Source organism: Hymenobacter sp. B81, from assembly GCF_044628455.1.
Classification (GTDB): domain Bacteria; phylum Bacteroidota; class Bacteroidia; order Cytophagales; family Hymenobacteraceae; genus Solirubrum.
In genome coordinates, this window is the sequence record NZ_JBIYZW010000001.1 from 832,753 (window position 1) to 853,847 (window position 21,095).

General features: G+C 65.6%; 20 protein-coding genes. 16 read left to right on the forward strand and 4 right to left on the reverse strand.

The window, feature by feature from the left end:
* Positions 1-3 precede the first annotated feature (3 nt).
* The 11 genes from ACE191_RS03725 (at position 4) to ACE191_RS03775 (ending at position 12,461) form a co-directional block, all read left to right on the forward strand.
* Entirely contained in the window at positions 4-723 is a 720-nt protein-coding gene (locus ACE191_RS03725) for a hypothetical protein (protein WP_400190840.1), read from the forward strand.
* A gap of 249 nt (positions 724-972) precedes the next feature.
* The gene (locus ACE191_RS03730; RefSeq protein ID WP_400190841.1) at positions 973-1,914 is read left to right on the forward strand and encodes a toxin-antitoxin system YwqK family antitoxin; all 942 of its coding nucleotides are present in this window, start codon (positions 973-975) and stop codon (positions 1,912-1,914) included.
* A 260-nt stretch (positions 1,915-2,174) separates the two neighbouring features.
* Positions 2,175-2,921 (forward strand): energy transducer TonB, encoded by a 747-nt coding sequence (locus ACE191_RS03735; RefSeq protein ID WP_400190842.1) that lies wholly within the window; start codon positions 2,175-2,177, stop codon positions 2,919-2,921.
* 273 nt (positions 2,922-3,194) lie between these two features.
* On the forward strand, positions 3,195-3,956 hold the full coding sequence (locus ACE191_RS03740; protein ID WP_400190843.1) for a DUF5995 family protein: 762 nt from the start codon (positions 3,195-3,197) through the stop codon (positions 3,954-3,956).
* 122 nt (positions 3,957-4,078) lie between these two features.
* Entirely contained in the window at positions 4,079-4,933 is an 855-nt protein-coding gene (locus tag ACE191_RS03745) for an energy transducer TonB (RefSeq protein ID WP_400190844.1), read from the forward strand.
* Between the two features lie 138 nt (positions 4,934-5,071).
* Entirely contained in the window at positions 5,072-5,755 is a 684-nt protein-coding gene (locus tag ACE191_RS03750) for a DUF6624 domain-containing protein (protein ID WP_400190845.1), read from the forward strand.
* Positions 5,756-5,891: 136 nt separating this feature from the next.
* The gene (gene gatB, locus ACE191_RS03755; RefSeq protein ID WP_400190846.1) at positions 5,892-7,352 is read left to right on the forward strand and encodes an Asp-tRNA(Asn)/Glu-tRNA(Gln) amidotransferase subunit GatB; all 1,461 of its coding nucleotides are present in this window, start codon (positions 5,892-5,894) and stop codon (positions 7,350-7,352) included.
* 84 nt (positions 7,353-7,436) lie between these two features.
* Entirely contained in the window at positions 7,437-8,555 is a 1,119-nt protein-coding gene (locus ACE191_RS03760; RefSeq protein ID WP_400190847.1) for a TlpA family protein disulfide reductase, read from the forward strand.
* Between the two features lie 79 nt (positions 8,556-8,634).
* Positions 8,635-9,759 (forward strand): redoxin domain-containing protein, encoded by a 1,125-nt coding sequence (locus ACE191_RS03765; RefSeq protein ID WP_400190848.1) that lies wholly within the window; start codon positions 8,635-8,637, stop codon positions 9,757-9,759.
* Between the two features lie 275 nt (positions 9,760-10,034).
* Entirely contained in the window at positions 10,035-11,186 is a 1,152-nt protein-coding gene (locus ACE191_RS03770; protein WP_400190849.1) for a redoxin domain-containing protein, read from the forward strand.
* Positions 11,187-11,315: 129 nt separating this feature from the next.
* On the forward strand, positions 11,316-12,461 hold the full coding sequence (locus tag ACE191_RS03775) for a redoxin domain-containing protein (protein WP_400190850.1): 1,146 nt from the start codon (positions 11,316-11,318) through the stop codon (positions 12,459-12,461).
* Between the two features lie 24 nt (positions 12,462-12,485).
* On the opposite strand, the gene ACE191_RS03780 is transcribed toward ACE191_RS03775, so the two are convergent.
* From ACE191_RS03780 to ACE191_RS03795, 4 genes are all read right to left on the reverse strand, one after another.
* Positions 12,486-13,316 carry a hypothetical protein gene (locus tag ACE191_RS03780; protein ID WP_400190851.1) on the reverse strand — a complete coding sequence of 277 codons (831 nt, stop codon included), beginning with the start codon at positions 13,314-13,316 and terminating at the stop codon, positions 12,486-12,488.
* A gap of 100 nt (positions 13,317-13,416) precedes the next feature.
* Positions 13,417-13,935: an acyl-CoA thioesterase gene (locus ACE191_RS03785; protein ID WP_400190852.1), complete on the reverse strand. Its 519-nt coding sequence runs from the start codon at positions 13,933-13,935 to the stop codon at positions 13,417-13,419.
* A gap of 143 nt (positions 13,936-14,078) precedes the next feature.
* Positions 14,079-16,238 (reverse strand): M43 family zinc metalloprotease, encoded by a 2,160-nt coding sequence (locus ACE191_RS03790; RefSeq protein WP_400190853.1) that lies wholly within the window; start codon positions 16,236-16,238, stop codon positions 14,079-14,081.
* A gap of 153 nt (positions 16,239-16,391) precedes the next feature.
* Positions 16,392-17,054 carry a protein-L-isoaspartate(D-aspartate) O-methyltransferase gene (locus tag ACE191_RS03795; RefSeq protein WP_400190854.1) on the reverse strand — a complete coding sequence of 221 codons (663 nt, stop codon included), beginning with the start codon at positions 17,052-17,054 and terminating at the stop codon, positions 16,392-16,394.
* A 152-nt stretch (positions 17,055-17,206) separates the two neighbouring features.
* On the opposite strand from ACE191_RS03795, the gene ACE191_RS03800 reads away from it, so the two are divergent.
* The 5 genes from ACE191_RS03800 to ACE191_RS03820 all read left to right on the forward strand — a co-directional run bounded on the left by ACE191_RS03800 (position 17,207) and on the right by ACE191_RS03820 (position 21,043).
* Positions 17,207-18,625, forward strand: coding sequence for a sugar transferase (locus ACE191_RS03800; RefSeq protein WP_400190855.1), 1,419 nt, complete (start codon positions 17,207-17,209; stop codon positions 18,623-18,625).
* 123 nt (positions 18,626-18,748) lie between these two features.
* The gene (locus ACE191_RS03805) at positions 18,749-19,339 is read left to right on the forward strand and encodes a riboflavin synthase (RefSeq protein ID WP_400192294.1); all 591 of its coding nucleotides are present in this window, start codon (positions 18,749-18,751) and stop codon (positions 19,337-19,339) included.
* Between the two features lie 33 nt (positions 19,340-19,372).
* The gene (locus ACE191_RS03810) at positions 19,373-19,975 is read left to right on the forward strand and encodes a DUF6882 domain-containing protein (RefSeq protein WP_400190856.1); all 603 of its coding nucleotides are present in this window, start codon (positions 19,373-19,375) and stop codon (positions 19,973-19,975) included.
* A 12-nt stretch (positions 19,976-19,987) separates the two neighbouring features.
* Entirely contained in the window at positions 19,988-20,752 is a 765-nt protein-coding gene (locus ACE191_RS03815) for a hypothetical protein (protein ID WP_400190857.1), read from the forward strand.
* Positions 20,753-20,839: 87 nt separating this feature from the next.
* Positions 20,840-21,043, forward strand: coding sequence for a hypothetical protein (locus ACE191_RS03820; protein WP_400190858.1), 204 nt, complete (start codon positions 20,840-20,842; stop codon positions 21,041-21,043).
* Positions 21,044-21,095: the final 52 nt, after the last annotated feature.

The following is a 21,095-nucleotide window of genomic DNA, read 5'->3' on the forward strand; positions in this document are numbered from 1 at the left end:
ATTATGGTTGAAGTTGACCTCATCAAGAAACACGGCAAAAAGGCACTGGGTATGACGGAGCAGCACGGCGGCTCGTGGAAGCACCGGGCAGGGGAAATCCTGCTGGAAATTGCCATCATCGTGTTTGCCATCCTTCTGTCGATGTGGCTGCACGACCGGCACGAACAATCGGTGGACCGGGAAACCGAGCGCAAGTTCCTGGTGGGCCTGCGCGCCGATTTAACAAATGATCTGAAGGAGCTCCGCAGCGACTCGCTCAGCTACTGCCACATGCAGCGCGGCTACCGGTTTTTCCGCACGCTCACCCCGCAAACCCTCAATCCCGACAGCGTAAAAAAATACCAGTGGACGCTGGGCAACACGGTGAACCTGGTGCCGAACAACAGCCGCTTCGAAGGCCTGAAATCGTCGGGGAAGCTTGGGGTTATTGAAGACGAACAGCTGCTGAACAGCATTCTGGAAAACTACCAAGAGCTGATTCCGGGCCTGCTGGATGCCACCCGCGGGTTTACCCAAAACAAAGAGCAAAAGCTTTCCAGCTACCTGGAAGATAATCTGGATAGGTCAAGCGACAATTTCCTGACTTTGATGACCAGCTTTCGAATGCGGAATTATCTCGACAAGGACGTGGCCATTGACGAAATCGTGCAGCGCTATCACCACGTGATGGAAAACAACCGCGGCATTATCCGGCGCATCGACCAGGTACTGGCGGATAAATAGTGCCGGCGGCCGGGGCTGCTCCGGCCGGTTTTTCCCACTCACTTGTCGGCGCCGGCGGAATCAATGGATTTCGCCGGCGCCGGCATTTAGGCTTGAACTGAGTTGTCGCAAACGAAGCAGCCGACTGCTTGGCCCGCGTGAATGGCTTGCGGCGAGCGTATGGATTTTGGGCCCGCCGCCAGTGGCCCGTTACATTTAGCGTTCTATTAATCCAGGCTGGGGCAGTACCCCGGGACGTCTCCGCTGAATATGTCTTTGCTTGCCCGCGTCACCGCTGGCGCTCTGCTGGGCTTGCTGCCCTTAGCCGACTGCGCCCAACAAGCCGCATCTGCCGAGCGCCGCAGGGTGGCGGAGGATTTCCATGCCAGCCAGCCGCTGGCGGCGGGGGCTGAGGGCGCCGGCCTGCGCGCACAGGGGCCTACCCACCCGGCCGCCGACCATGCCTCCCTGCCCGTTATTGCCGTAGTACCTCAAATGAAGGACAAAGCTGCCGCCATTCATTACCTGGATCGGTGGTGGGCAGAACTGCCCGATGCGCGCGGGGCCGCTTATTTCGACTTGATTCAGCGCAAAGACAGCGCCGGCATCGATTGGCGGGTGCGGCGCTACGACCAGGCAACCCGGCAAGTGATGCTCGATGTGTGTTTCAGCGGAGAACTGCCATGGGTGGGCTTCGAGGGGTATAGCCGGGAATGGTACGCCGGCGGACAGTTGCGCGAGGAACTGACCTACCACAAAGGCTACGTGGAAGGCCTGTTGCGAACGTATTATCCCAACGGCAAGCCGCGCCGCGTGGCCGAATACCACCGGCGTCGGCTGGTGCGCTCGGTCTGCTACGGCGCGCAAGGCGAGGCCATCAGCTGCCCGCCGTACCACACGTATGCGCAGTTCCGGCGGCCCGGTCGCAGCAACACCGCCGATGTGTTTACCTGGATCAACGAGCAGTACCCGCAGTATATGCCGGCCAACTACGCGGGCCGGACGCAGGATACCACGTACTACGCGTTTTACGTCGATAGCCTGGGCTACGCGCAGAAGCCCCGCATTTTGCTGGGCCGCAACGAGCACGTGAATGCGGCGGTGCTCAAAGCCATCGGCAGCTTGCCGCGGTTTGAGCCCGCCACACAGGAAGGCGAGCCCACCCACGAAGCCCTCGCCGGCGGCCTCATCTACGAGCATCGGTCCCGCTGATAATGCCGGCAATTCGCCCAATGCCCGGGCTCAGCTGGGCCACGCTTGGCGGGTGGCGTCATCGGCACTGCCTAGGCCGAGTCGAGTCTCGGCTGCCCCGGCTGGTTCGGCACGTAGCCAAGGGCTTTGGGCGTGCCGCCAGTCGCAGTTATTTTCCGCGTTCCATTTACCCAAGGTTCCCTTGAGGCGAGGAGTTGGTTGCGGCGCCCTTCGAATCTAGGCCGCCTACCAGGACCCCGGACCCGTTTACTCATTTTCTCGTGCGCTTTTCCCTTGTCCCGGCTTTCGGCCTCGCGCTGCTTGCCTCGCCGCTGGCTGCTCAGTCCCCGGCTCCGACCGGCACCCCCGACACCACGTTCTACGACGCCACGGCCCGGCCCCTGCCCGGGCGCGGCGGCGCGGCGCGCTGGGTGGTGCGCCGCCGCGAAGGCCCGGCCACGGTGGAGCAAACCTTTGAGGCGCCGGGCCGGCTGGTGGCGCTGGTAACCTACGCCGACGCCGACCGGCAACTGCGCGACGGCCCGGCGCTGCGCTGGTATTCCTCGGGGCAGCCCCAGGCGCGGGAGCAGTACCTGCGGGGCGTCAAGGACGGGCAGGTAACCACGTTCTACCCCGATGGCACCCTGCGCCGGCTGGAGTACCACCAGCAGGGCCGGCAGGTGCTGGGGCAGTGCTTCGCGCCCGACGGCAGCGCCGCCCCGTTTACCGCCATGGACGCGCCGGCCCGCTACCCCGGTGGCGAAGCCGAGCTGCTGGCCGAGCTCAAGCGCAAAGCCGAGCTGGCCAGCTGGCGCGGCAAAACCAAGCTGGCCCCGGGCAAGGTCTACGTGGGCTTTCAAATCGACCCCACGGGGCAGGTGCAGGAGCCGCGCGTGGTGCGCGGCGCCACTGCTACCCACGACGAGCACGCCCTGCGCCTAGTGCGCGAGCTGAAAACCTGGCAGCCCGCCCACGGCGACGGCGACCCGGTGGCCACCCACTGCACCCTGGAAATCGTCTTCCCTTAGGGTGTGTGGACAGTGAATAAAAAAGGGCGTCATGCCGAGCCGTTCGGCGCTGACGTTGGTCACCGTCCACTCAAACAAGCGCCGGGGCGCTGCCGCGGCCAGGAGTGTGTGCGGATAGTGGTTTAGGACGTCATGACGGCCTTTTTCGAGCTATTCGACGAAAGCACGCGGAATGTCTCGGCTGTACTCGGGATGACGGGCCGATAACTTCCGCAACGGCTTCTTTATCTTAAAGCCTGCCCCCGAAGGCCGGGGTCTGCATTCCGCGCCAGCATGGAACCGCGCACCCTACCCGAAGTCGTAACGGCCCTCGACGCCATCGTGCGCCACTGCGAACAAACGCGCCACCGCGCCGGCTACTTCGCGGCCCTCTACAAGCGCATGACCGAGGCCGTGGCCGCGGGCATTGCGGCCGGGGCGTTTGAGGACGGCCCGCGCATGGAACAACTCGACGTGGTGTTTGCCTGGCGCTACCTCCGCGCCTGGCAGGCCCACGGGCGGCGCGCCGCCTGCCCCGCGGCCTGGCAGCACGCCTTCGACGGCTGCCCCAACCCCGCGCTGGTGGTGCTGCAGCACCTGCTGCTGGGCATCAACGCCCACATCAACCTCGATCTGGCCGTGGCGGCGGCCACCGTGGCCCCCGGCCCGCGCATTCACGCGCTGGAAACCGACTTCAACCGCATCAACGCGGTCATCAGCGCGCTGTTCGACGACGTGCAGCAGTGCCTGGAGCAGGTGTGGCGGCCCATGCGCTGGCTGAGCCGCGTGGCCGCCACCCAGCAAACCGACGTGCTGAACTTCAGCATCGGGGCGGCGCGGCGGGCGGCCTGGGCCAACGCCGTGCTGCTGGCCAGCCTGCCGCCCGACCGGCGGCCGGCCCACATCGGCGGCATGGACGCCACCGTGCACCGCCTGGGCCAGCGCATTGCCCAGCCCGGCCCCTGGCCGGCCGCGGTGCTGCGCCTGGTGCGCCTGACCGAGTACGAAGACGTGGCCCGCACCATCCGACTGATCGAAACCACCCGCGTGGGGTAGGGGCGCGCAGCGCGCGCCAGCGGCCGCGCCTAAGAAAACCCGCTGGTACCACACGGGAGTAGCCCGCCGGAATGGCGCTGGAAGTGGGCTGGTTGCGGCCCGTCCAGTATCTTTCGCCCACTATGACTGCACTTCGCTTTGCGGCGGCGCCCGGCCGCTGTGCTTCCCTGCTCGGCCTGCTGCTGGCCTCGGCTTCGCTCTCCCAGGCCCAGGTAAAAGTGGTGGCTACCCTCGACCAGCTGGAAAACCAGCGGGCCGGCGTGCGCTACCTCGACCGGGACCTGGTGCCGCTGCCCTCGGCCCAGGGCGCCTACGCCTACGACGTGATGCGCCGCGCCGACAGTCTGGGCGTGAAGTGGCGGGTGCGGCGCTTTACCGTGCAGGGCCACCGGCAGCTGCTCGACGCAGGCTTCAGCAGCGAGCTGCCCTTCGGCACCCTGCACGCCCGCAGCCGCGAGTGGTACCCTTCGGGGCAGCTGCGCGAGGACGTGAGCTACCGCCTGGGCAAGCCCGACGGACCCATGAAAACCTACTTCCCCACCGGCAAGTCGCGCCGTGACCAGCAGAATCGTGCCGGGGCGGTGGTGAAAGGGGAGTGCTACGCCCCCGGCGGTCAGGTGCTGGAAGAGTGCCCGCTGTACCGCAGCTCGGCCCGCCTGGCGGGAAAGGGCGCCGGGCAGGTGGCCTTGTTTCAGGGCATGCAGAAGCAGTTCGCGCAGTTTCTGCCCAAGGGCTACAGCCGCGCCACCGATGCCGCCGTGCACGTGGCCTTCGGCGTGGATAGCCTGGGCAACGTGCTCGAGCCCCGGGTGCTGGCCAGCGACGACGCACAGCTGAACGCAGCCGCCCTGGAAACCGTGCGCCGCCTGCCGCGCCTGCAGCCCGCCACCGAGGAAGGCCAGCCCGTGCCCAGCGTGATGGAGGGCCAGTTCTTCTATTACCCCACGCGCCGCGCCGCCGCGGCCGGGCAGGAGTAGCAGGAACTAATTGCCGCCCAACGAGCCGGCCCCCGCCAATTCTGCCTGCTGGTTTCTATCGACCCTTGCACCGGGTCCGGCACGTGCCGGGCCCGGTTTAATGCAACTAGCCGTACTCCGGTCTTCTTATCAGATTTCATGCTTTTTATCAGGTACCGCGCCGCGCTGCGCCTGCTGGCGCTGACTGCCGTCGTAGCCGGGGCGCACGCGCTGCCGGGGTGCCGGGCTGCGGCCCGCCACGCGCGCCAGGGGTTGGACGAGCAAAAAATTGCCGGGCTGAAGCAGGCGCTGGACTCGGTATACCACCGCGACCAGCAAGTCAGGCGGGTGAATTTTGCCGAGCTGGCCGCGGACTCGGTGAAAGCCCGGGCGTTCTATACCCGCATGCGGCAGGTCGATTCCGTCAACCAGCGCCTGGTGCTGCCGCTGCTGGACCAATACGGCTGGCTGCCCCAAAGCCTAGTGGGCGAACAGGGCGCCCGCACGGTGTACCTGGTAGTGCAGCACGCCGACGAGAAAACCATCCGGCGCTACCTGCCGCTGATGGAGCAGATGGCGGCCCGGGGCGAAGCCAGCAAAACCGACGCGGCCACCATGCGCGACCGGCTGCTCATGTATTCGGGCCGCAAGCAGCTGTACGGCACCCAAACGGCCAACTGGGTGCGCTCGGATGGCACCATGGTCGTGTGGCCCATTCAGAACCCGGCGCAGGTCAACGCCCGGCGCCAAAAGCTGGGCTTTCCCATCACGGTGGAACAGAACGCGGCCCGGCTGGGCGCCGTGTACGACCCCCGGGAGAAGCTGCCCGCCAAAGCCCGCTGACACCCCGGCGGCCGACTGCCTGGATTAGCCGGGGTTTTGGCGCACTGCGCCCCGACAACGCAGAAAAGCGCGGTGGTTCCTAACTTGCAGCTTAATAATGCCGGCGCGAACTGAAGCTCCAGCCGGTTGCCAACCTATGGACGAAAGCATCAAAGCGAAATACCAGCCGGTTATCGGCCTCGAAGTGCACGCGCAGCTGCTGACGCGCAGCAAAATGTACTCGGCCGACGAAAACGAGTACGGCGCCCTGCCCAACACCAACCTCTCGGTCATCACCCTGGGCCACCCCGGCACCCTGCCGCGCATCAACCGCACGGCCGTGGAGTTTGCCATCAAGATGGGTTTGGCCACCAACTGCCAGATCACGCGCGACAACCACTTCGCCCGCAAAAACTACTTCTACCCCGACCTGCCCAAGGGCTACCAGATAACCCAGGACAAAACCCCGCTCTGCCGCCACGGCCACGTCGACATTCGCCTGGCCGACGGCACGGTGAAGCCCGTCGGCATCACCCGCATTCACATGGAGGAAGACGCGGGCAAGTCGATGCACCTGGCCGGGGAAACCGAGACGCTGGTGGACTTGAACCGCGCCGGCGTGCCCCTGATTGAAATCGTGTCGGAACCCGACATCCGCAACGCCGACGAAGCCTACGCCTACCTGACCGAAATCAAGAAACTGGTGCAGTACCTAGGCATCTGCGACGGCAACATGGAGGAAGGCTCCCTGCGCTGCGACGCCAACATCTCGGTGATGCCCGTGGGCGCCCAGAAGTTCGGCACCAAGGTGGAGGTGAAGAACATGAACTCCTTCCGCAACGTGCAGCGCGCCATCGAGCACGAGATTGAGCGGCAGATCGGCCTGCTCGAAGCCGGCGAGGAAGTCATCAGCCAGACCCGCGGCTTCGACGCCACCACCGGCACCACCCAGGCCCAGCGCACCAAGGAGACGATGAACGACTACCGGTACTTCCCCGAGCCGGATCTGCCGCCCGTCATCGTCGACGACGCCTGGCTGCACCGCGTGCAGGCCGAGCTGCCGGCTTTGCCCCAGCAGCTCTACGCCCGCTTCACCGGCGAGCTGGGCCTGTCCGACTACGACGCCTCGGTGCTGACGGCGGAGAAGGACATTGCCCTGTTTTTCGACGAGCTCACCCGCCTGACGCCCAACGCCAAGGCCGCCGCCAACTGGATGCAGGGCCCGGTGAAGTCGTTCCTGAACGAGCGCGCCTACGCCATGAGCGAGTTCCCGCTCACGGCCCGCCACCTGGCCGACATCATCGGCCTCATCGACGAAGGCAAGATCAACCACTCGGTAGCCTCCAAGCAGCTGTTCCCGCACCTGCTCGAGCACCCGGCCCAGTCGGCCAGCGAGGCCGCCGAGCAACTGGGTTTGCTGCAGCAGGCCGATTCGGGCGAGCTGGCGGCCCTGGTGCAGCAGGTGCTCGACGCCAACCCCGCCAAGGTGGCCGAGTACCGCGCCGGCAAAAAGTCGCTGACCGGCATGTTCATGGGCGAGCTGATGAAGCTCACCAAGGGCAAGGCCGACCCCAAGCTGGCCAACCAAATGCTGCGCGACCAGCTCGAGCAGGCGTAATTTCGGCCGCCGCGCCGTGCAACCTCAAACCCGCCGGTGGACCTCCTTCGGCGGGTTTGTTGCTTTTATTCCGTTGTCTGACCTATGCCGCTTCGTTCGATTCTGCTCTTCATTTGGCTGCTCGGCAGCCTGCCCGCCTTAGCCCAGCGCCCGGCGGCCACGGCTACATCCGGCTACGAAGTCCGCGGACAGCTCGGCTATGCCCCGGCGGGAACCCGCGTGCAGGTCGCCGAGTACCAACGGGGGCGTCCCCTAGTTCGGGACTCCACCCAGACTGATGCTGCCGGCCGCTTCCGGCTGCGCGGACAGCTGGCCGGCCCGCGGGTGTACGTGCTACGTCTGCCGGGCCTGGGCACCGAGGTCGGCCTGGCCCTGGCACCCGGCAGCCGCCTACAGGTTCGGGGCGACGCCCGGCGCCTGTGGGCTACAGTGGAGGTAACGGGCACAGCCGAGGCAACGGCCCTGGCGGCCATGAACCGGGAACACGCCCGCGTCATGGGGCGCCTGCAAGAGCTGGCTCCACGCCGGGCCCAGGCCACCAACTCGGCCGCGCAGCGGCGGCTGGAGCAGGAGTGGGGCGCCAACATGGCTGACTTCGCCGCGGCCGCCAAGCGCTTGGCCCGGCAGGATTCCTACCTGGCACCCTACGTCACGGCAACCTTCCTGAGCGGGGTCGGTAGCGACGAAGCCTTAGCCGATTCGGTGACGGAGTACGCTGCCCGCCGCTGGCCCGCTTTGCCCTACACCCAGCAGTTGCTGCGCTACCAGGCGGCGCGCCGGGCTACCGCAGTGGGGCAACCGGCACCCGAGGTGCAGCTGCCCGGACCCGACGGGCAGCTGCAACTGCTCAGCAGCCTACGCGGCCAGTACGTGGTGCTCGACTTCTGGGCCTCGTGGTGCGGCCCCTGCCGGACCGAAAATGCCCATCTGGTGCAGCTGCGGCAGCAGTATCGGGCCAAAGGATTTGAGGTGTTCAGCGTGTCGGTGGACGAGAACAAAGAAGCCTGGACCACGGCCATTCGGCAGGATGGCCTGCAATGGGTCCAGGTGCTGGATGCGGCCGGGGAGAACAGCGTAGCCGCCAACCGCTACAACGTCTACCAGTATCCCACTTCCTTTCTGCTGGACCGCCAAGGGCGCATCATTGCCAAGGATCTGCGCGGCAAGGCGCTGGACGATAAGCTGGCCGAGCTGATGCCTTGAGCGGTCAAGCCAGGGGCCTGCGCAACGGTTCGGCCCCGACGCGTATCTTTCGTCGACGCTTCCAATCCGCCCTCCGCGCATGATCATCAAGCCTTACTCCGCGCTGGCCCTGGCCGCGCTGCTGGCCGGCCCGGCTGCCGCCCAAAACTCCGCCAAACCGGCCAAGCCCAACTACGAGCTCAGCGGCAAGCTGCAAAGTGCCCCGGCCGGTGCCCGCGTGTACCTGGTCGACCGCCAGGCCGGGCAGGCCGTGCGGCTCGACTCGGCCGCGGTGGATGCCGCCGGCAATTTCCGGCTGCGCGGGCGCGTGGCCGAGCCAGCCGTGTACTACCTGAGCGTGCGCGGCCAGCCCGAAATGCTGGGGGTGCCGCTGGCGCCGGGCGCCCGGTTGCAGGTAGCGGGCGAGGCCAGCAAGCTGGCGCAGACCGGCTCGGTGCGCGGCTCCGCCGAGGCCACCCGCTACGTGGCCTATGAGCAGGCGCGCCTGCGCACCGCGGGCCAGCTGCGCGAGCTGCTGACGCGTTACCAGGCCACCCAGGACCCGGCCGCCAAAGCTGCCATCGAAAAGCAGTACGACGCGCTGGAGGCCGCCCAGGAGCTGCAAGCCAAGGCCCTGGCCCGGCAACCCTCGATGCTGGGGCCGTTTGCCGCCCTCAGTTTGCTCGGTCGCGAGGCCCAGGCCGCCTTTCTCGACTCGGTAACGGCCGTGTACGAGAAGGTACAGCCGGCCTCGCGATACACCAAGGCCCTGGTGGAGCATCGCGCCCGGCAACAGGCCACCGCCATCGGGGCCGTGGCGCCCGACATTGCGCTGAGCGGCACCAACGGCCAGCCGGTGGCGTTGAGCAGCCTGCGCGGCAAGTACGTGCTCATCGACTTCTGGGCCTCGTGGTGCGGCCCCTGCCGCCAGGAAAACCCCAACGTGGTGAAGCTCTACCAGGCCTACAAAAGCAAGGGCTTCGAGATTTACGGCGTGTCGCTCGACAACTCCCGGGACAAGTGGCTCAAGGCCATCGAGGCCGACGGACTGGGCTGGACCCACGTGTCGGATTTGAAGGGCTGGCAGTCGGCCGCCGGCCAGCAGTACGGCATCCGCTCGATTCCCGCCACCGTACTGCTCGACCCGCAGGGCCGCATCATCGCCAAGAATCTGCGCGGCGAAGAGCTGGAAAAGAAAGTGGCCGAGCTGCTGGCCGCCCGCTAAGCCGCCGCGACGCGAGTGTCCGCCAGGCCTCCCCGGGTAGCGCGGCAGAAACTTCGGAAAAAGCCAGCCGGGGTTGCTTCGACGCCGCCCTCACGGGCCGAAAAGCGGGCAGCCAATAACGGGCCGCAACCGGCGTTGGGGAACCAAGCAAGGCCGGGCGGGTTTTGCACGGGAGTGGGGCCGGGCGTTTCGCATTCCGGCCCAAATCGGCAACTTGCGGGTGCAATTGCCGACTTCGCCGGGCCTGCTCGCGGCCCGGCTTGTTTTCCTTGAAGATGAAGTACCCTATGCTAAGCCTGATTCTGGCCGCTGCCCTGCTGGGCACCACCCAAACCGCCTGCTCCGATGCTAACCCGTCGGGCAGCGCCGAAACCGCCGCCAAGGGCGGTTACGAAATCAGCGGGCAGCTGCGCAACGCGCCGGCCGGCACGCCGGTGTATTTGTCGGAGCTGACGGAGCAGCAGTTCGTTTCGCGCGACACGGCCAAGACCGATGCCCAGGGCCGGTTCAGCTTCCGCGGCACGGTCACCGAGGCCGGCCTTTACCAACTCAAAGTCAACGAGCCCAACCAGGTGCTGCTGGCCCTCGACAACAACACCAAGCTGCAGCTCACCGGCGACGCCCAGCAGCTGGCCACCAACTACACCGTGAAGGGCTCCAAGGACTCGGAGATGCTCCAGCAGGTGACGCGCGCCATGCAGCAGTCCAAGACCACCATGGGCCGCATCGAGCAGCGCTTCCAGCTCAATGCCCAGGCCGGCCGCCAGGATTCCATGCCGCTGATTGAGCAGCAGTTCTACGCCGCCCGCGACCGAAGCACGGCCGTGCTCAAGAAGCTGGTGAAGCAGAACAGCACCTCGGTGGTTTCGGCCTTCGTGGTATCGAACCTGATCAACCCCGACGAGAACTTCGGCTTTGCCGACAGCGTGGCCACCGGCTTGAAAAAGGCCCGCCCCGACTCGCGCTACACCAAGGCTCTGGTGCAGAAGCTCGAACCCCTGCGCAAAACCTCCATCGGCACCGTGGCCCCCGACATCTCGCTGACCGCGCCCGACGGCAAGACCGTAGCCCTGAGCAGCCTGCGCGGGAAGTACGTGCTGCTGGATTTCTGGGCCTCGTGGTGCGGCCCCTGCCGCCAGGAAAACCCCAACGTGGTGCGCACTTTCCAGAAATACAAGGACAAGAACTTCACCGTCTACGGCGTGTCGCTCGACCAGGACAAGGCCAAGTGGGAGAAGGCCATTCAGGTGGACGGCCTCACCTGGACCCACGTATCGGACCTGAAAGGCTGGCAGTCGGCCGCCGGGCAGCAGTACGGCGTAACGGGCATTCCGATGAACTTCCTGCTCGACCCGCAGGGCCGCATCGTGGCCAAAAACCTGCGCGGCGCGGCCCTGGAAGCCCGCCTGGCCAAGGAGCTGAAGTAAGCCCATCTGCTGAACGCCACTGCCGGGCCCACCGAATTTCGGTGGGCCCGGCGCGTTTTCGCCCGTTCGCGACCGTACTTTAGCCGCCACTTAGCCCTTAGGAGCCGGCTGCCAGGGCCGCTGTACTGCATGAAAAACCTGATTGGGGCGTTCGGACTGGGTGGTTTGCTGCTTTTGTCGGCGGGCTGTCGGCAGGCGGCGGTGCCGACCAGCACCCCGGCGGCGGGCTTTACCCTCAAGGGCCGGCTGGAAGCGGCCCCGACCGGCACCGTGGTTTCGCTGCTGACAACTGGCAACGAGCCGAGGGTGCTGGATTCGGCGCGGCTGGATCGGCAGGGGAGGTTTCGCCTGGCTGGGCAGGTACCCGAAGCCGACGTGTATGCGCTCAGCTTCCGCCCGGGGGCGCCCCTTGCCGATTCGGCGCGCTCCGTGATGCTGGTGCTGAGCAACGGCTCCGCGCAGCAGGTTGCGGGCGACCTGCGCCGCCCCGCCGCCACCTACACGGTGCGGGGTTCCGCTGAAACGGCTCATCTACAGAAGATGCAGGCGCTGATTCGCCGGCAGGACCAGCGCGTCGGGCTGCTGGAGCGCCGCTTGCTGGCCGCCGCTTCGCACCCCGATACGCTGCGCCTGATTCAGCGGCGGTACTACCAGAGCAGAAGTGTATTCCGTCGCGACGTACGGCAGTTTGTGCAAAGCAATTCCGGCGCGTTGGCGGCGGCATACGCTACGGCTTACCTACTCGATTTCAGCCTCGACCGGGCGTTTATCGACTCAATGCGCACCCGCTTCGAGCAGCTGCGGCCCGACTCGCGCTACACAAAATACCTGGGAGCCAAGCTGCGGCTGGACACGTCGGCTCCCATCCGCGAGCTGGGAACCCAAGACTTCGTGCTGCCCGGTATCGATGGCCGTCCGGTGGCGTTGTCGTCGCTCCGGGGCCAGCCGGTGCTCGTTTACTTCTGGTGGCCTTCGCAGCGGTCCTTCCGGCAAGAAGCCCGGCAGGTGCACCAGCTCTGCGCCGAGTATGCCGCCCAGGGCCTGCGCCTGTACAGCGTATGCCTGGAGCCGGAACGCGCCAACTGGCGGCAAGTGGTAGCCGAGGACAGCCTGGCCGGCGTGCTGACCTGGGACCCCAACGGGCAGGCTTCCTACGCCCGCTTTCCCCTGCGCAGCATACCCGCTTCGGTGCTGCTCGATGCGCAGGGGCGGGTTATCGGGCAGGATTTGCGGGGCGAGTCCCTGGTCGAGCGCCTCGTAACCTTGTTTGACTGAGAAGCGGCCTGCCCCCGGCCACCGCTAACCCAGGAACATGCGCTGCAGGGCCTGCCAGAGCTGCTTTTTGCGGCCGTTATCGTACTCGATGATTTCGATTTCGGCGGCCGGCAGGTAGGCCACGTCGCCCAGGCGCACGGGCTCGTAGGGCTGGGTGCGCTTGGTGGCCACGTCGAGCAGGTTTTTGCCGAAGCCGATGGCCTGGCTCACTGCCAGGCCGCTGGCGCGCAGGTCGGCCAGGGCCACGGGGTAGGGGCTGCGCACGTTCACCACCACGCACTCCTCCATCACCTGGCCAATGGCCTTGAGCATGTTGTTGAGAAAGACGTTGCGCTGCAGCTTGATGAGCTGGTCGGGCTCGACGCGCACCAGCAGCACGATGCCGCGGGCGTTGCTGCCCAGCGTATCGAAGGGCACCGGGGGGCGCGGGGCTACGTGCTGAGGCAGAACTGGCTCAGGGACAGGCGGCTGTGCCTTTACCGGTGCTGGCTCGGAAACCGGCGCCGGGGGCGGCGGTCCGGCCGCGGCGGCGCGGGCGGCTTTCAGGTCGGCCAGTGAAGGCAGCCGGCCGGGCGCCGCCGCGGGCGTCAGCGGCTCAGCTACCGGCAAAGGCTCAGCTACCGGCAAAGCGGGTGCTGCTGGCGGAACCGACGGGGCCGGCTGCGGCACGGACTGCGGCGCGGCCGGAGCCAGGTTTACCGCTGCCGCCGGGGCGGCGGGCGGCGCCAAGGCTGCCAATGGCGTAGCGCCTGCGCCCGGGGCGGGCGCGGCGGCGGCGGGGTGCGACTCGGGCACTACGTACAGCGGCGTGCCGGCGTAGAGCTGCTGGTAAAAAGCAAGCGTGGCGTCGTCCAAGGGAAAGCGGGAAGTAAGGAAACCAACCAGCGCGGCGCCGCCGGCGAAGCATGAACCGGGGGCGCCGCGCTACTGACAGCAAGTTAGCCAGCCCCGGGCCTTATTCCATGTCGAACAGGGCCTTCAGCTCGGTGGCGTCGTGGGGCTTCATGCGGCCGGCCAGAATCAGGCGCAGCTGGCGGCGGCGCAGGGCCCCGTCGTAGTGGCGGATTTCCTCCTCGGTTTCGGCCACGGCCTCGGGCACGTCGATGGGGCGCCCGGCCTGGTCCACGGCCACGAAGGTGAAGTAGGCCTCGTTGGACTTGACCTTGGTGCCGCTGGGAATGTCTTCGGCCCACACCTCGATGTGCACTTCCATCGACGAGCTGAAGGCCCGCGTCACCTGGGCTTCGAGGGTGATGACGTTGCCCAGGCGGATGCTTTCCCGAAACGAGACGTTGTCGACCGAGGCCGTAACGACGATGCGGTTGGAGTGGCGCTGGGCGGCAATGGCGGCGGCAATGTCCATCAGGTGCATCATGCGCCCGCCCATCAAATTGTTGAGGGTATTGGTGTCGTTGGGCAGCACCAGCTCCGTCATTCGGACGAAGGACTCCCGCACGGGTTTTTGTTTGCGCATCACTGGGTAGGGCGTAGAAAAACGGTAAATCGGCCGCAAAGATAGCGGCCCGCCCCGCCCGCGCCGCCGTCGGCCCCTGAACGCAACAACGCCCCCGCGCTTCGGTGCGGGGGCGTTGCTACATCAGGTCGTACCTGCGGCGTTTACTGCACCAGCACGCGGGTGGTGTAGCGGTCCTGGCCCAGGGTGAGCTGCACCACGTACACGCCGGCGCTCAGGCGCTGGCCCTCGGCCTGGAGCAGCAGTTGCTGCTGGCCCACGCCCAGCTGACGGGTGGGCAGGCTCAGCACCGGGCGGCCCAGCAGGTCGAGCACCGTTACCTGGGCCGTGGTGGGCTGGTCGAGGCGGAACTGCACGGCGGTTTCGCGGGTGAGCGGGTTGGGGTACACCCCGATGCCGCGCGCGGCCATGTCGGCGGCCTTGCTGGCCAGCGGACCCGAAACCGCGAAGTCGTCGAGGTAGAGGTAGTTGCCCCCGTTGGTGGTTACCTCAATGCGCACCAGCAGCTGGGTGGAGCTTTGGTAGGCGGCGGGCACCGGAATTTCAACGGCCTTCCACTGGGTGTTGTTGGGAATGAACGGCCCGGTCACGAAGCCCCCGCCGTTGGACACCAGCGAGGCGGCCGAGAAGTTGGTGGTGGCGCTCCAGCTCGAGCCGCAGTTGTCGCTGAACGACACGCGCAGGGTTTCGGTGGAGGCGGAGCTGCGGCGGGCGTAAGCCTCGCGGAAGCGCAGGGTGTAGGGCCCGCCGCCGCCGCTCAGGTTCAGCACCGGCGAGTAGAGGGTGGTGACGGTGCCGTTGGCGATGTTGGGGTTGCGCAGGCGCAGGCTGGACGCGCCCGTGTAGCCCACCGAGCCCACGCGCTGCCACCGCTCGGGGCTGGTGGCGCTGCTCTCGATGCGCCAGCTTTTCTCGGGCCGGGCCACGTCAAGCTGCGGCCAGATGGGATTCTCAAACGACTCGACGTAGGGGGCCGAAACGGCCACGGCCGCGCCCAGCACCTGCACCGACTGCGAGCGGGTGAGGGTGTTGGTGCGCCCGTCGGCGGTGGTTACCGTCAGGGTCACGTCGTAGGTGCCGGCGGTGTTGTAGCGCACGGTGGGGTTGCGCAGCGTGGAGCTGGCGGGAGTGCCGCCGGGGAAGCTCCACTGGAACTGCGCGCCGGTCAGGTCGGCGTTGTAGGAGTAATCGTTGAAGGTAATGGTGCTGCCCTCGCAGATGATGCTGCCCGAGGCGCGGAAGGCGATGCTGGGGTTGCACAGCACCGGCACGTAGCCGTCGTTGGTGCCCGTAGCCACCAGGTTGGCCTGCGATACCATGGTCGAGCGGCACGAGAGGTTCAGCGAGGCGCGCATCACCAGTTTCTGGCCCTCGGTGAACATCTTAGCGCAGCTGGAGTAGTCCATGAAGTTCTGCACGTTGGCCTGCACGCCGCAGGGGGCGCTGGTGAGCGGGCAGCCGCTGCCGCCGGCCGGCGCGCCCACGCCCGTGGTGTTGGGCGTGTCGGCAATGCCGTCGTCGAGGGTGCAGTTCGAGGCCAGGCCGGGGGTGTTGGAGCCGCCCCAGGTGTGGGGCAGGCCGAAGTGGTGGCCCATCTCGTGGGTCATGGAGCGGTGGCAGAAGTTGGAGCTGCAGGCACGACCGATGCTGGCAAACTGGGTGTTCAGAATCACGATGCCGTCGTAGAGCGAGCCGCCGCCGCAGGGCAGGATGGCGTAGCCGCCGGCGCCGTTGGCGCGGTCGACCACCCAGATGTTCACGTAGCGCTCCGTGGGCCAGCGAATCACGTCCTTCACGTTGTTGTCGCCGATGTTGGTCTGGGTCGAGTACGTGCGGGTGATGCCGGTGGTGCAGTTGCCGTTGGGGTCTTTCTGGGCCAGGCGGAACTGGAAGCCCACCCGGGCGTAGATCGGCTGGAAGGCGGCAATGACGTCGCTGGTGTCGCGGTTCTGCTTGTTGAAGTCCTCGTTGAGGATGCGGATGGCGTCGTACACCTGCGCGTCGGAGATGTTGTTGGCGCCGCCGGTGTGAATCACGTGCACCACCACCGGCACCGTCACGTCGGGCTGGGCGCGCAGGCGGGCCTGGTCGGCGGCCGACATCTGGGCTACCTGCTGCAGGAAGGCGCGGTACTCGCGCTCGGCGCCGGGGTTGCGCTGCCACTCGGCCTGCTGCACGCTGTCGAAGGCGCAGCGGTAGCCGAAGTTGTGCTCGGGCCGGGGCTGGTGCTGGGCCAGCGCCTGGCCCGTAGACCACCAGGCGCTAACGGCCAGCAGCAGAGCGGGTAGAAGTTTTCGTAGCATGAAGAAAATGGATGTGGAAGAAAAAGACTCGGAGCAGGTCCGCCGGGGAAAGCCGAAATAACGACGGGCCAACCCGGAATAGTACCGGGCGCGAAAAGCAGCCCCAAGGTACGCAAGGGGTAGAGGAATTCAAGCCGATGAGCCCGAGCCACTTTAGCTGGCCCAGCCCGCCGCGCCCAGCAGGGGCACGAAGCGGAAGTCGCCCAGCTCTTCCTGGGCAAAGCCCTCGGCCGACTCGCGCGTGACGCGCACCATGCGCTGCACCTGCTCGTTGCCCACCGGCACCACCAGGCGGCCACCCACCCGCAGCTGGCGCAGCAGCGGCCGGGGCAGGGCCGGGGCAGCGGCCGTCACCAGAATGCCGTCGTAGGGTGCGTGGGCGGGCAACCCCACCGAGCCGTCGCCGCAAAACAAGTGCGCGCCGCCCAGCTGCAGCTCGTGCAGGCGCCGGCGGGTGCGCTCAAACAGCACGGCGTTGTACTCGATGCTGAACACCTCGGCGCCCACGGCCAGCAGCACCGCGCACTGGTAGCCCGAGCCGGTGCCCACCTCCAGCACCCGCTGCCCGGGGCTCAGGCGCAGCAGCTCGGTCTGAAACGCCACGGTGTAGGGCTGCGAAATGGTCTGGCCCTCGCCGATGGGAAAGGCCTTGTCCTGGTAGGCGTGCGACTCGAAGCCGCGCTCGAAAAAGCGGTGGCGCGGTACCTCGCCGATGGCGGCCAGCACCCGCTCGTCGCGGATGCCCTTGCGGCGCAGCTCCTCCACGAGGGCGCGACGCTGGCCCCGGTGGCGGTAGGTATCGGCGGCGTGCGACATAGCAGTGTATACGAGGGCGTTTCCCGGTACGGAATCCAGCCCTACCTTTGCGCCCGGCTCGCGCCGGGCTTTTTACTTCCAGCCGCGAAGCTACGCCGCCGGCCCGGTTTTTTGGCCGGCGCGCGTTTCCTTCCCGCTTCGATACCGATTCCTTGATTCGCTCCCTGCAAAAGTTCAAGCTGCTGGCCGCCGATTTCGGCGGGGCCTTGCTGGCTTGGGGCTCTTTCTTCCTGCTGCGCAAGTACCTGCTGAGCGAAATCAACGAGGGCTACCGCTTCACCGGCGACCAGCTGTTCACCCTCACCGGCTCGGCCCTGATGATTGCCGCCTTCTGGGTGATTCTCTACGCCCTGATCGGCGAGTACCGCGACATCTTTCGCAAGTCGCGGGTGGCCGAAATCATCCGCCTGGCGCGCATCTCCTTTCTGGGGGCCGTGGTCATCTTCTTCGCCCTGCTGCTCGACGACCAGGGCGTGAGCAGCTACCGGCTCTACTACAAGACGATTTCGGCCTACTTCCTGCTGCACTTCACCATCACGGCCATTGCCCGCACCTGGGCCATTACCAGCATCCAAGGGCTGGTGCGGCGGCGCGTGATTTCCTTCAACACGCTCATCGTGGGAGCCAGCGCCCTGGCCCGCGAAACCTACCGCGAGCTGGAGCGCACCAACCGCCACCTGGGCCTCAACATTGTGGGCTTTGCCCCGGTGGGCGACGCCGTCGACCCCGACCTGGCCGTGGAGCTGCCCCGCCGCGGCTCCTACGAGCGGCTGCCGGCTTTGATCCGCGCCCTCAAGATCGAGCAGGTCGTCATTGCCCTCGAGCCCTCCGAGCACCAGATGATTCAGCGCGTGCTCGAGCAGCTGGAGGGTACGCCCGCCCGGGTGAGCGTGCTGCCCGACGTGTACCAGATTCTGCTGGGCTCGGTGAAGGTCAACCACCTGTTTGGCACCCCGCTCATCGAAATCAAGCAGGATTTGCTGCCGGTGTGGCAGGAGGTAGTCAAGCGCGTCATCGACATCGTGGGCTCGGCGTTGTTTCTGCTGCTGGCCTGGCCGGTGTATGCCTTCACAGCTATGATGGTGCGCCTTTCCTCGCCGGGGCCGATTTTCTTTGCCCAGGAGCGCATCGGCATTCACGGCCAGCCCTTCAAGATCTACAAGTTCCGCTCGATGTACGTGGACGCCGAGCGGCTGGGGCCGGCGCTGTCGAGCAAGAACGACCCGCGCATCACGCCCTGGGGCCGCTTCATGCGCAAGGTGCGCCTCGACGAGCTGCCGCAGTTCTGGAACGTCATCAAGGGCGACATGAGCTTGGTGGGCCCGCGCCCCGAGCGGCAGTTCTTCATCGACCAGATCATGCAGGTGGCCCCGCACTACCGCCACCTGCACCGCGTGCGCCCGGGCATCACCTCGCTGGGCCAGGTGAAGTACGGCTACGCCGAAACCGTGGACCAGATGGTGCAGCGCCTCAAGTACGACATCCTCTACATCGAAAACATGAGCCTGGCCATGGACTTTCGGGTGATGCTCTACACGGTGAAAATCATCGTGGAAGGGCGAGGTAAGTAATGTGCGGGAATGTGGAAAATGTGAGGAATGTGCTTGTTATGAATTCAGTTAGCAATGGGCACGTCAAACATTCTGGCATTCGACCACATTAAGCACATTCACCACATTCCCGCACATTTAAGAATGTTCACCGGCATCATTGAGGCCCTCGGTACCATCACCGACGTGCGCCAGGAAGGCAGCAACCGCCATTTTACCGTCGCCTCGCCCTTTTTCAGCGAGCTGCAGATCGACCAGAGCGTATCCCACGACGGCGTGTGCCTGACGGTCGTAGCGCTGGACGCGGCCGCCGGCACCCACACCGTCACGGCCATCGACGAAACGCTGCAGAAAACCAACCTGGAGAGCTGGGCACCCGGCCGGCAGGTAAACCTGGAGCGCTGCCTCTCAGCCAACGGCCGCTTCGACGGCCACATCGTGCAGGGCCACGTCGACCTGACGGCCACCTGCGAGGCCGTGGAGGACCAGAACGGCTCCTGGCTCTACCGCTTCCGCCACGCCACCGGTCCGGGGCGCGTAACGGTAGAAAAGGGCTCCATCTGCATCAACGGGGTGAGTTTGACCTGCTTCAACAGCTCGGACGACGGCTTTTCGGTGGCCATCATTCCCTATACCTACGCGCACACCACCTTCCAGCACCTGCGCCCCGGCGACCAAGTGAACCTGGAGTTCGACATCGTGGGCAAGTACGTGGCCAAGCTGCTGGGGCGGTAGGTTACGGATCGTGAACGAAGCAGCGCTACAAGCATGGTTGGCAGGTTATATGGATATCTGACGCTGGGCCTGATCGGCTCGGGGCTGCTGTCGGGCTGTACGGAGAATCCCAGGTCCGCGAGGCTGACCGAAGCATCGGCCGACGAGCCGATCAGCTACGATTCCCTGACGCATAGGGCCTGCGCCTACCTGCAGCTTCAGCAAGCCCGCTGCGACTCGGCTTATCACCTCAGCGAGTATGACAACTGGTACTACGACGAAGCCACCGGGCAGCTGACGTTCAGCGACCCAACCCTGCCTAAGCTGGTTATTGATTACGAGTACGTAGGCTCCGTATCGTTGAAGTCCAATACCTGGCTCTGGGCCTGGGACAACTCGCATTCCTACGAAAAAGTCCGGTCTGAAATCGGGCAGGTCCGCGCATTTGGGCTGCGCCGGGGTGAAAGCTTTATGAAACTCACCGAACCACTCTGGACGGCTGACGAGTGCGATGGGTGGGATATGACCGCAATAGCGGCCTATCTGATGAAAGCCAAGGGTGCGTATCGGGTGCCCTTGAACGACAATACCCTGTATTCTTTTATGATCTTTAAATCAGTCCGCATTCACGATAAATATATAGGAGAGCCCCGCTAGGCTTCAGAAATTATGCACAGCCCCGCCAGGCGAAATCGGAATATCGGCACGGTCAAGCAAGGGTACGGACAAAACAACCGATTGCGGATTGCTGATTCCAGAAAGGATTCGAAGTTGTACTACGAGCGGCTCAGCCGTTATCAGAAAACCAGCGCCGTAATTAACGGGCATGAATTTGTCTTCATAGTTGAGGCAACCCGCAGCGGGGCCGCGCACGCTTGTTCGGTGGAGGATATCAAGCGGCTGCTCACGCTTATCCCGGCAGAAGATTATGGCAAGCTAAAGCTGATTGTGCTGCGGCAGCCGAAAAGAAAGGAAGAAGTGCTGTCGGGGGTATGGGGCCGGCTGATTTACTCGTATGAGTTAGAAGGCCGTTTCTACCCGGCCGTTGTCCTCGAAGCAGTGAATTATTCCCGGGCGCTGAAATGGGCGAAAAGCCTTTCGGTGGACGACCAACAAGAGCTGGCCCGGTTAAGAGCAGACGGGCACGCTTTCCGGGAAACGGGCAATTCTTTCGTAGCGGAACTGGAGCCGGAAGCGGTGCGCAATACCCAACTGTACCGGACCCTGCTGCACGAATTCGGCCACTACGTGCATTACTGCCGCGTGGTAGACCACCCCGGTTGCGCCGACGAGGATTATGAAACCCGGGAGCGAAGGTGGGAGGCGTACCATAAGCTCCCCTGGGCGGAAAAAGAAAGCTTTGCACACCGGTACGCCGATGATTTACGATGGAAGCTATTTCAGCAGCGGCTGTTGCCGTTTGCCCGTCTATAATTCCTGCCGGTTGCGGCTGGTACGGCTCGTTGCTACCTTTTTGCCGGGGCCGCGTACAAAACCAGGACCACCAACTCTTTCTGCGTCATGTCGAAACGCGAATTGATAGAACCCAACCCCGGCGACAAGCGCTACGTGCGCCGCAACGAGCAGGGCCAGTTCACCAGCAACGTGGACCTGAACCGTTCCCTCTCGCAGGACGACCGGCACAACTCCAGCGTCACCAGCAAATCGGGCCAGGGCGACCGGGGCGACGGCCACACCGGCAACCGCAAGCCCGCCAAGAAGTAGCAAAACCGTTAAACAAAAAAGCCCCGCAGCAAACGCTACGGGGCTTTTTTCG

What these genes read in the sequence shown, in the direction of transcription:
- ACE191_RS03805 (WP_400192294.1), top strand. Translation starts at nt 18,749, where the DNA reads ATGTTCACCGGCATCATTGAGGCCCTCGGTACCATCACCGACGTGCGC.
- ACE191_RS03810 (WP_400190856.1), top strand. Translation starts at nt 19,373, where the DNA reads ATGGTTGGCAGGTTATATGGATATCTGACGCTGGGCCTGATCGGCTCG.
- ACE191_RS03820 (WP_400190858.1), top strand. Translation starts at nt 20,840, where the DNA reads ATGTCGAAACGCGAATTGATAGAACCCAACCCCGGCGACAAGCGCTAC.
- ACE191_RS03730 (WP_400190841.1), top strand. Translation starts at nt 973, where the DNA reads ATGTCTTTGCTTGCCCGCGTCACCGCTGGCGCTCTGCTGGGCTTGCTG.
- ACE191_RS03790 (WP_400190853.1), bottom strand. Translation starts at nt 16,238, where the DNA reads ATGCTACGAAAACTTCTACCCGCTCTGCTGCTGGCCGTTAGCGCCTGG.
- ACE191_RS03795 (WP_400190854.1), bottom strand. Translation starts at nt 17,054, where the DNA reads ATGTCGCACGCCGCCGATACCTACCGCCACCGGGGCCAGCGTCGCGCC.
- ACE191_RS03785 (WP_400190852.1), bottom strand. Translation starts at nt 13,935, where the DNA reads ATGCGCAAACAAAAACCCGTGCGGGAGTCCTTCGTCCGAATGACGGAG.
- ACE191_RS03725 (WP_400190840.1), top strand. Translation starts at nt 4, where the DNA reads ATGGTTGAAGTTGACCTCATCAAGAAACACGGCAAAAAGGCACTGGGT.
- ACE191_RS03750 (WP_400190845.1), top strand. Translation starts at nt 5,072, where the DNA reads ATGCTTTTTATCAGGTACCGCGCCGCGCTGCGCCTGCTGGCGCTGACT.
- ACE191_RS03765 (WP_400190848.1), top strand. Translation starts at nt 8,635, where the DNA reads ATGATCATCAAGCCTTACTCCGCGCTGGCCCTGGCCGCGCTGCTGGCC.
- ACE191_RS03815 (WP_400190857.1), top strand. Translation starts at nt 19,988, where the DNA reads ATGCACAGCCCCGCCAGGCGAAATCGGAATATCGGCACGGTCAAGCAA.
- ACE191_RS03745 (WP_400190844.1), top strand. Translation starts at nt 4,079, where the DNA reads ATGACTGCACTTCGCTTTGCGGCGGCGCCCGGCCGCTGTGCTTCCCTG.
- ACE191_RS03770 (WP_400190849.1), top strand. Translation starts at nt 10,035, where the DNA reads ATGAAGTACCCTATGCTAAGCCTGATTCTGGCCGCTGCCCTGCTGGGC.
- ACE191_RS03775 (WP_400190850.1), top strand. Translation starts at nt 11,316, where the DNA reads ATGAAAAACCTGATTGGGGCGTTCGGACTGGGTGGTTTGCTGCTTTTG.
- ACE191_RS03740 (WP_400190843.1), top strand. Translation starts at nt 3,195, where the DNA reads ATGGAACCGCGCACCCTACCCGAAGTCGTAACGGCCCTCGACGCCATC.
- ACE191_RS03760 (WP_400190847.1), top strand. Translation starts at nt 7,437, where the DNA reads ATGCCGCTTCGTTCGATTCTGCTCTTCATTTGGCTGCTCGGCAGCCTG.
- gatB (WP_400190846.1), top strand. Translation starts at nt 5,892, where the DNA reads ATGGACGAAAGCATCAAAGCGAAATACCAGCCGGTTATCGGCCTCGAA.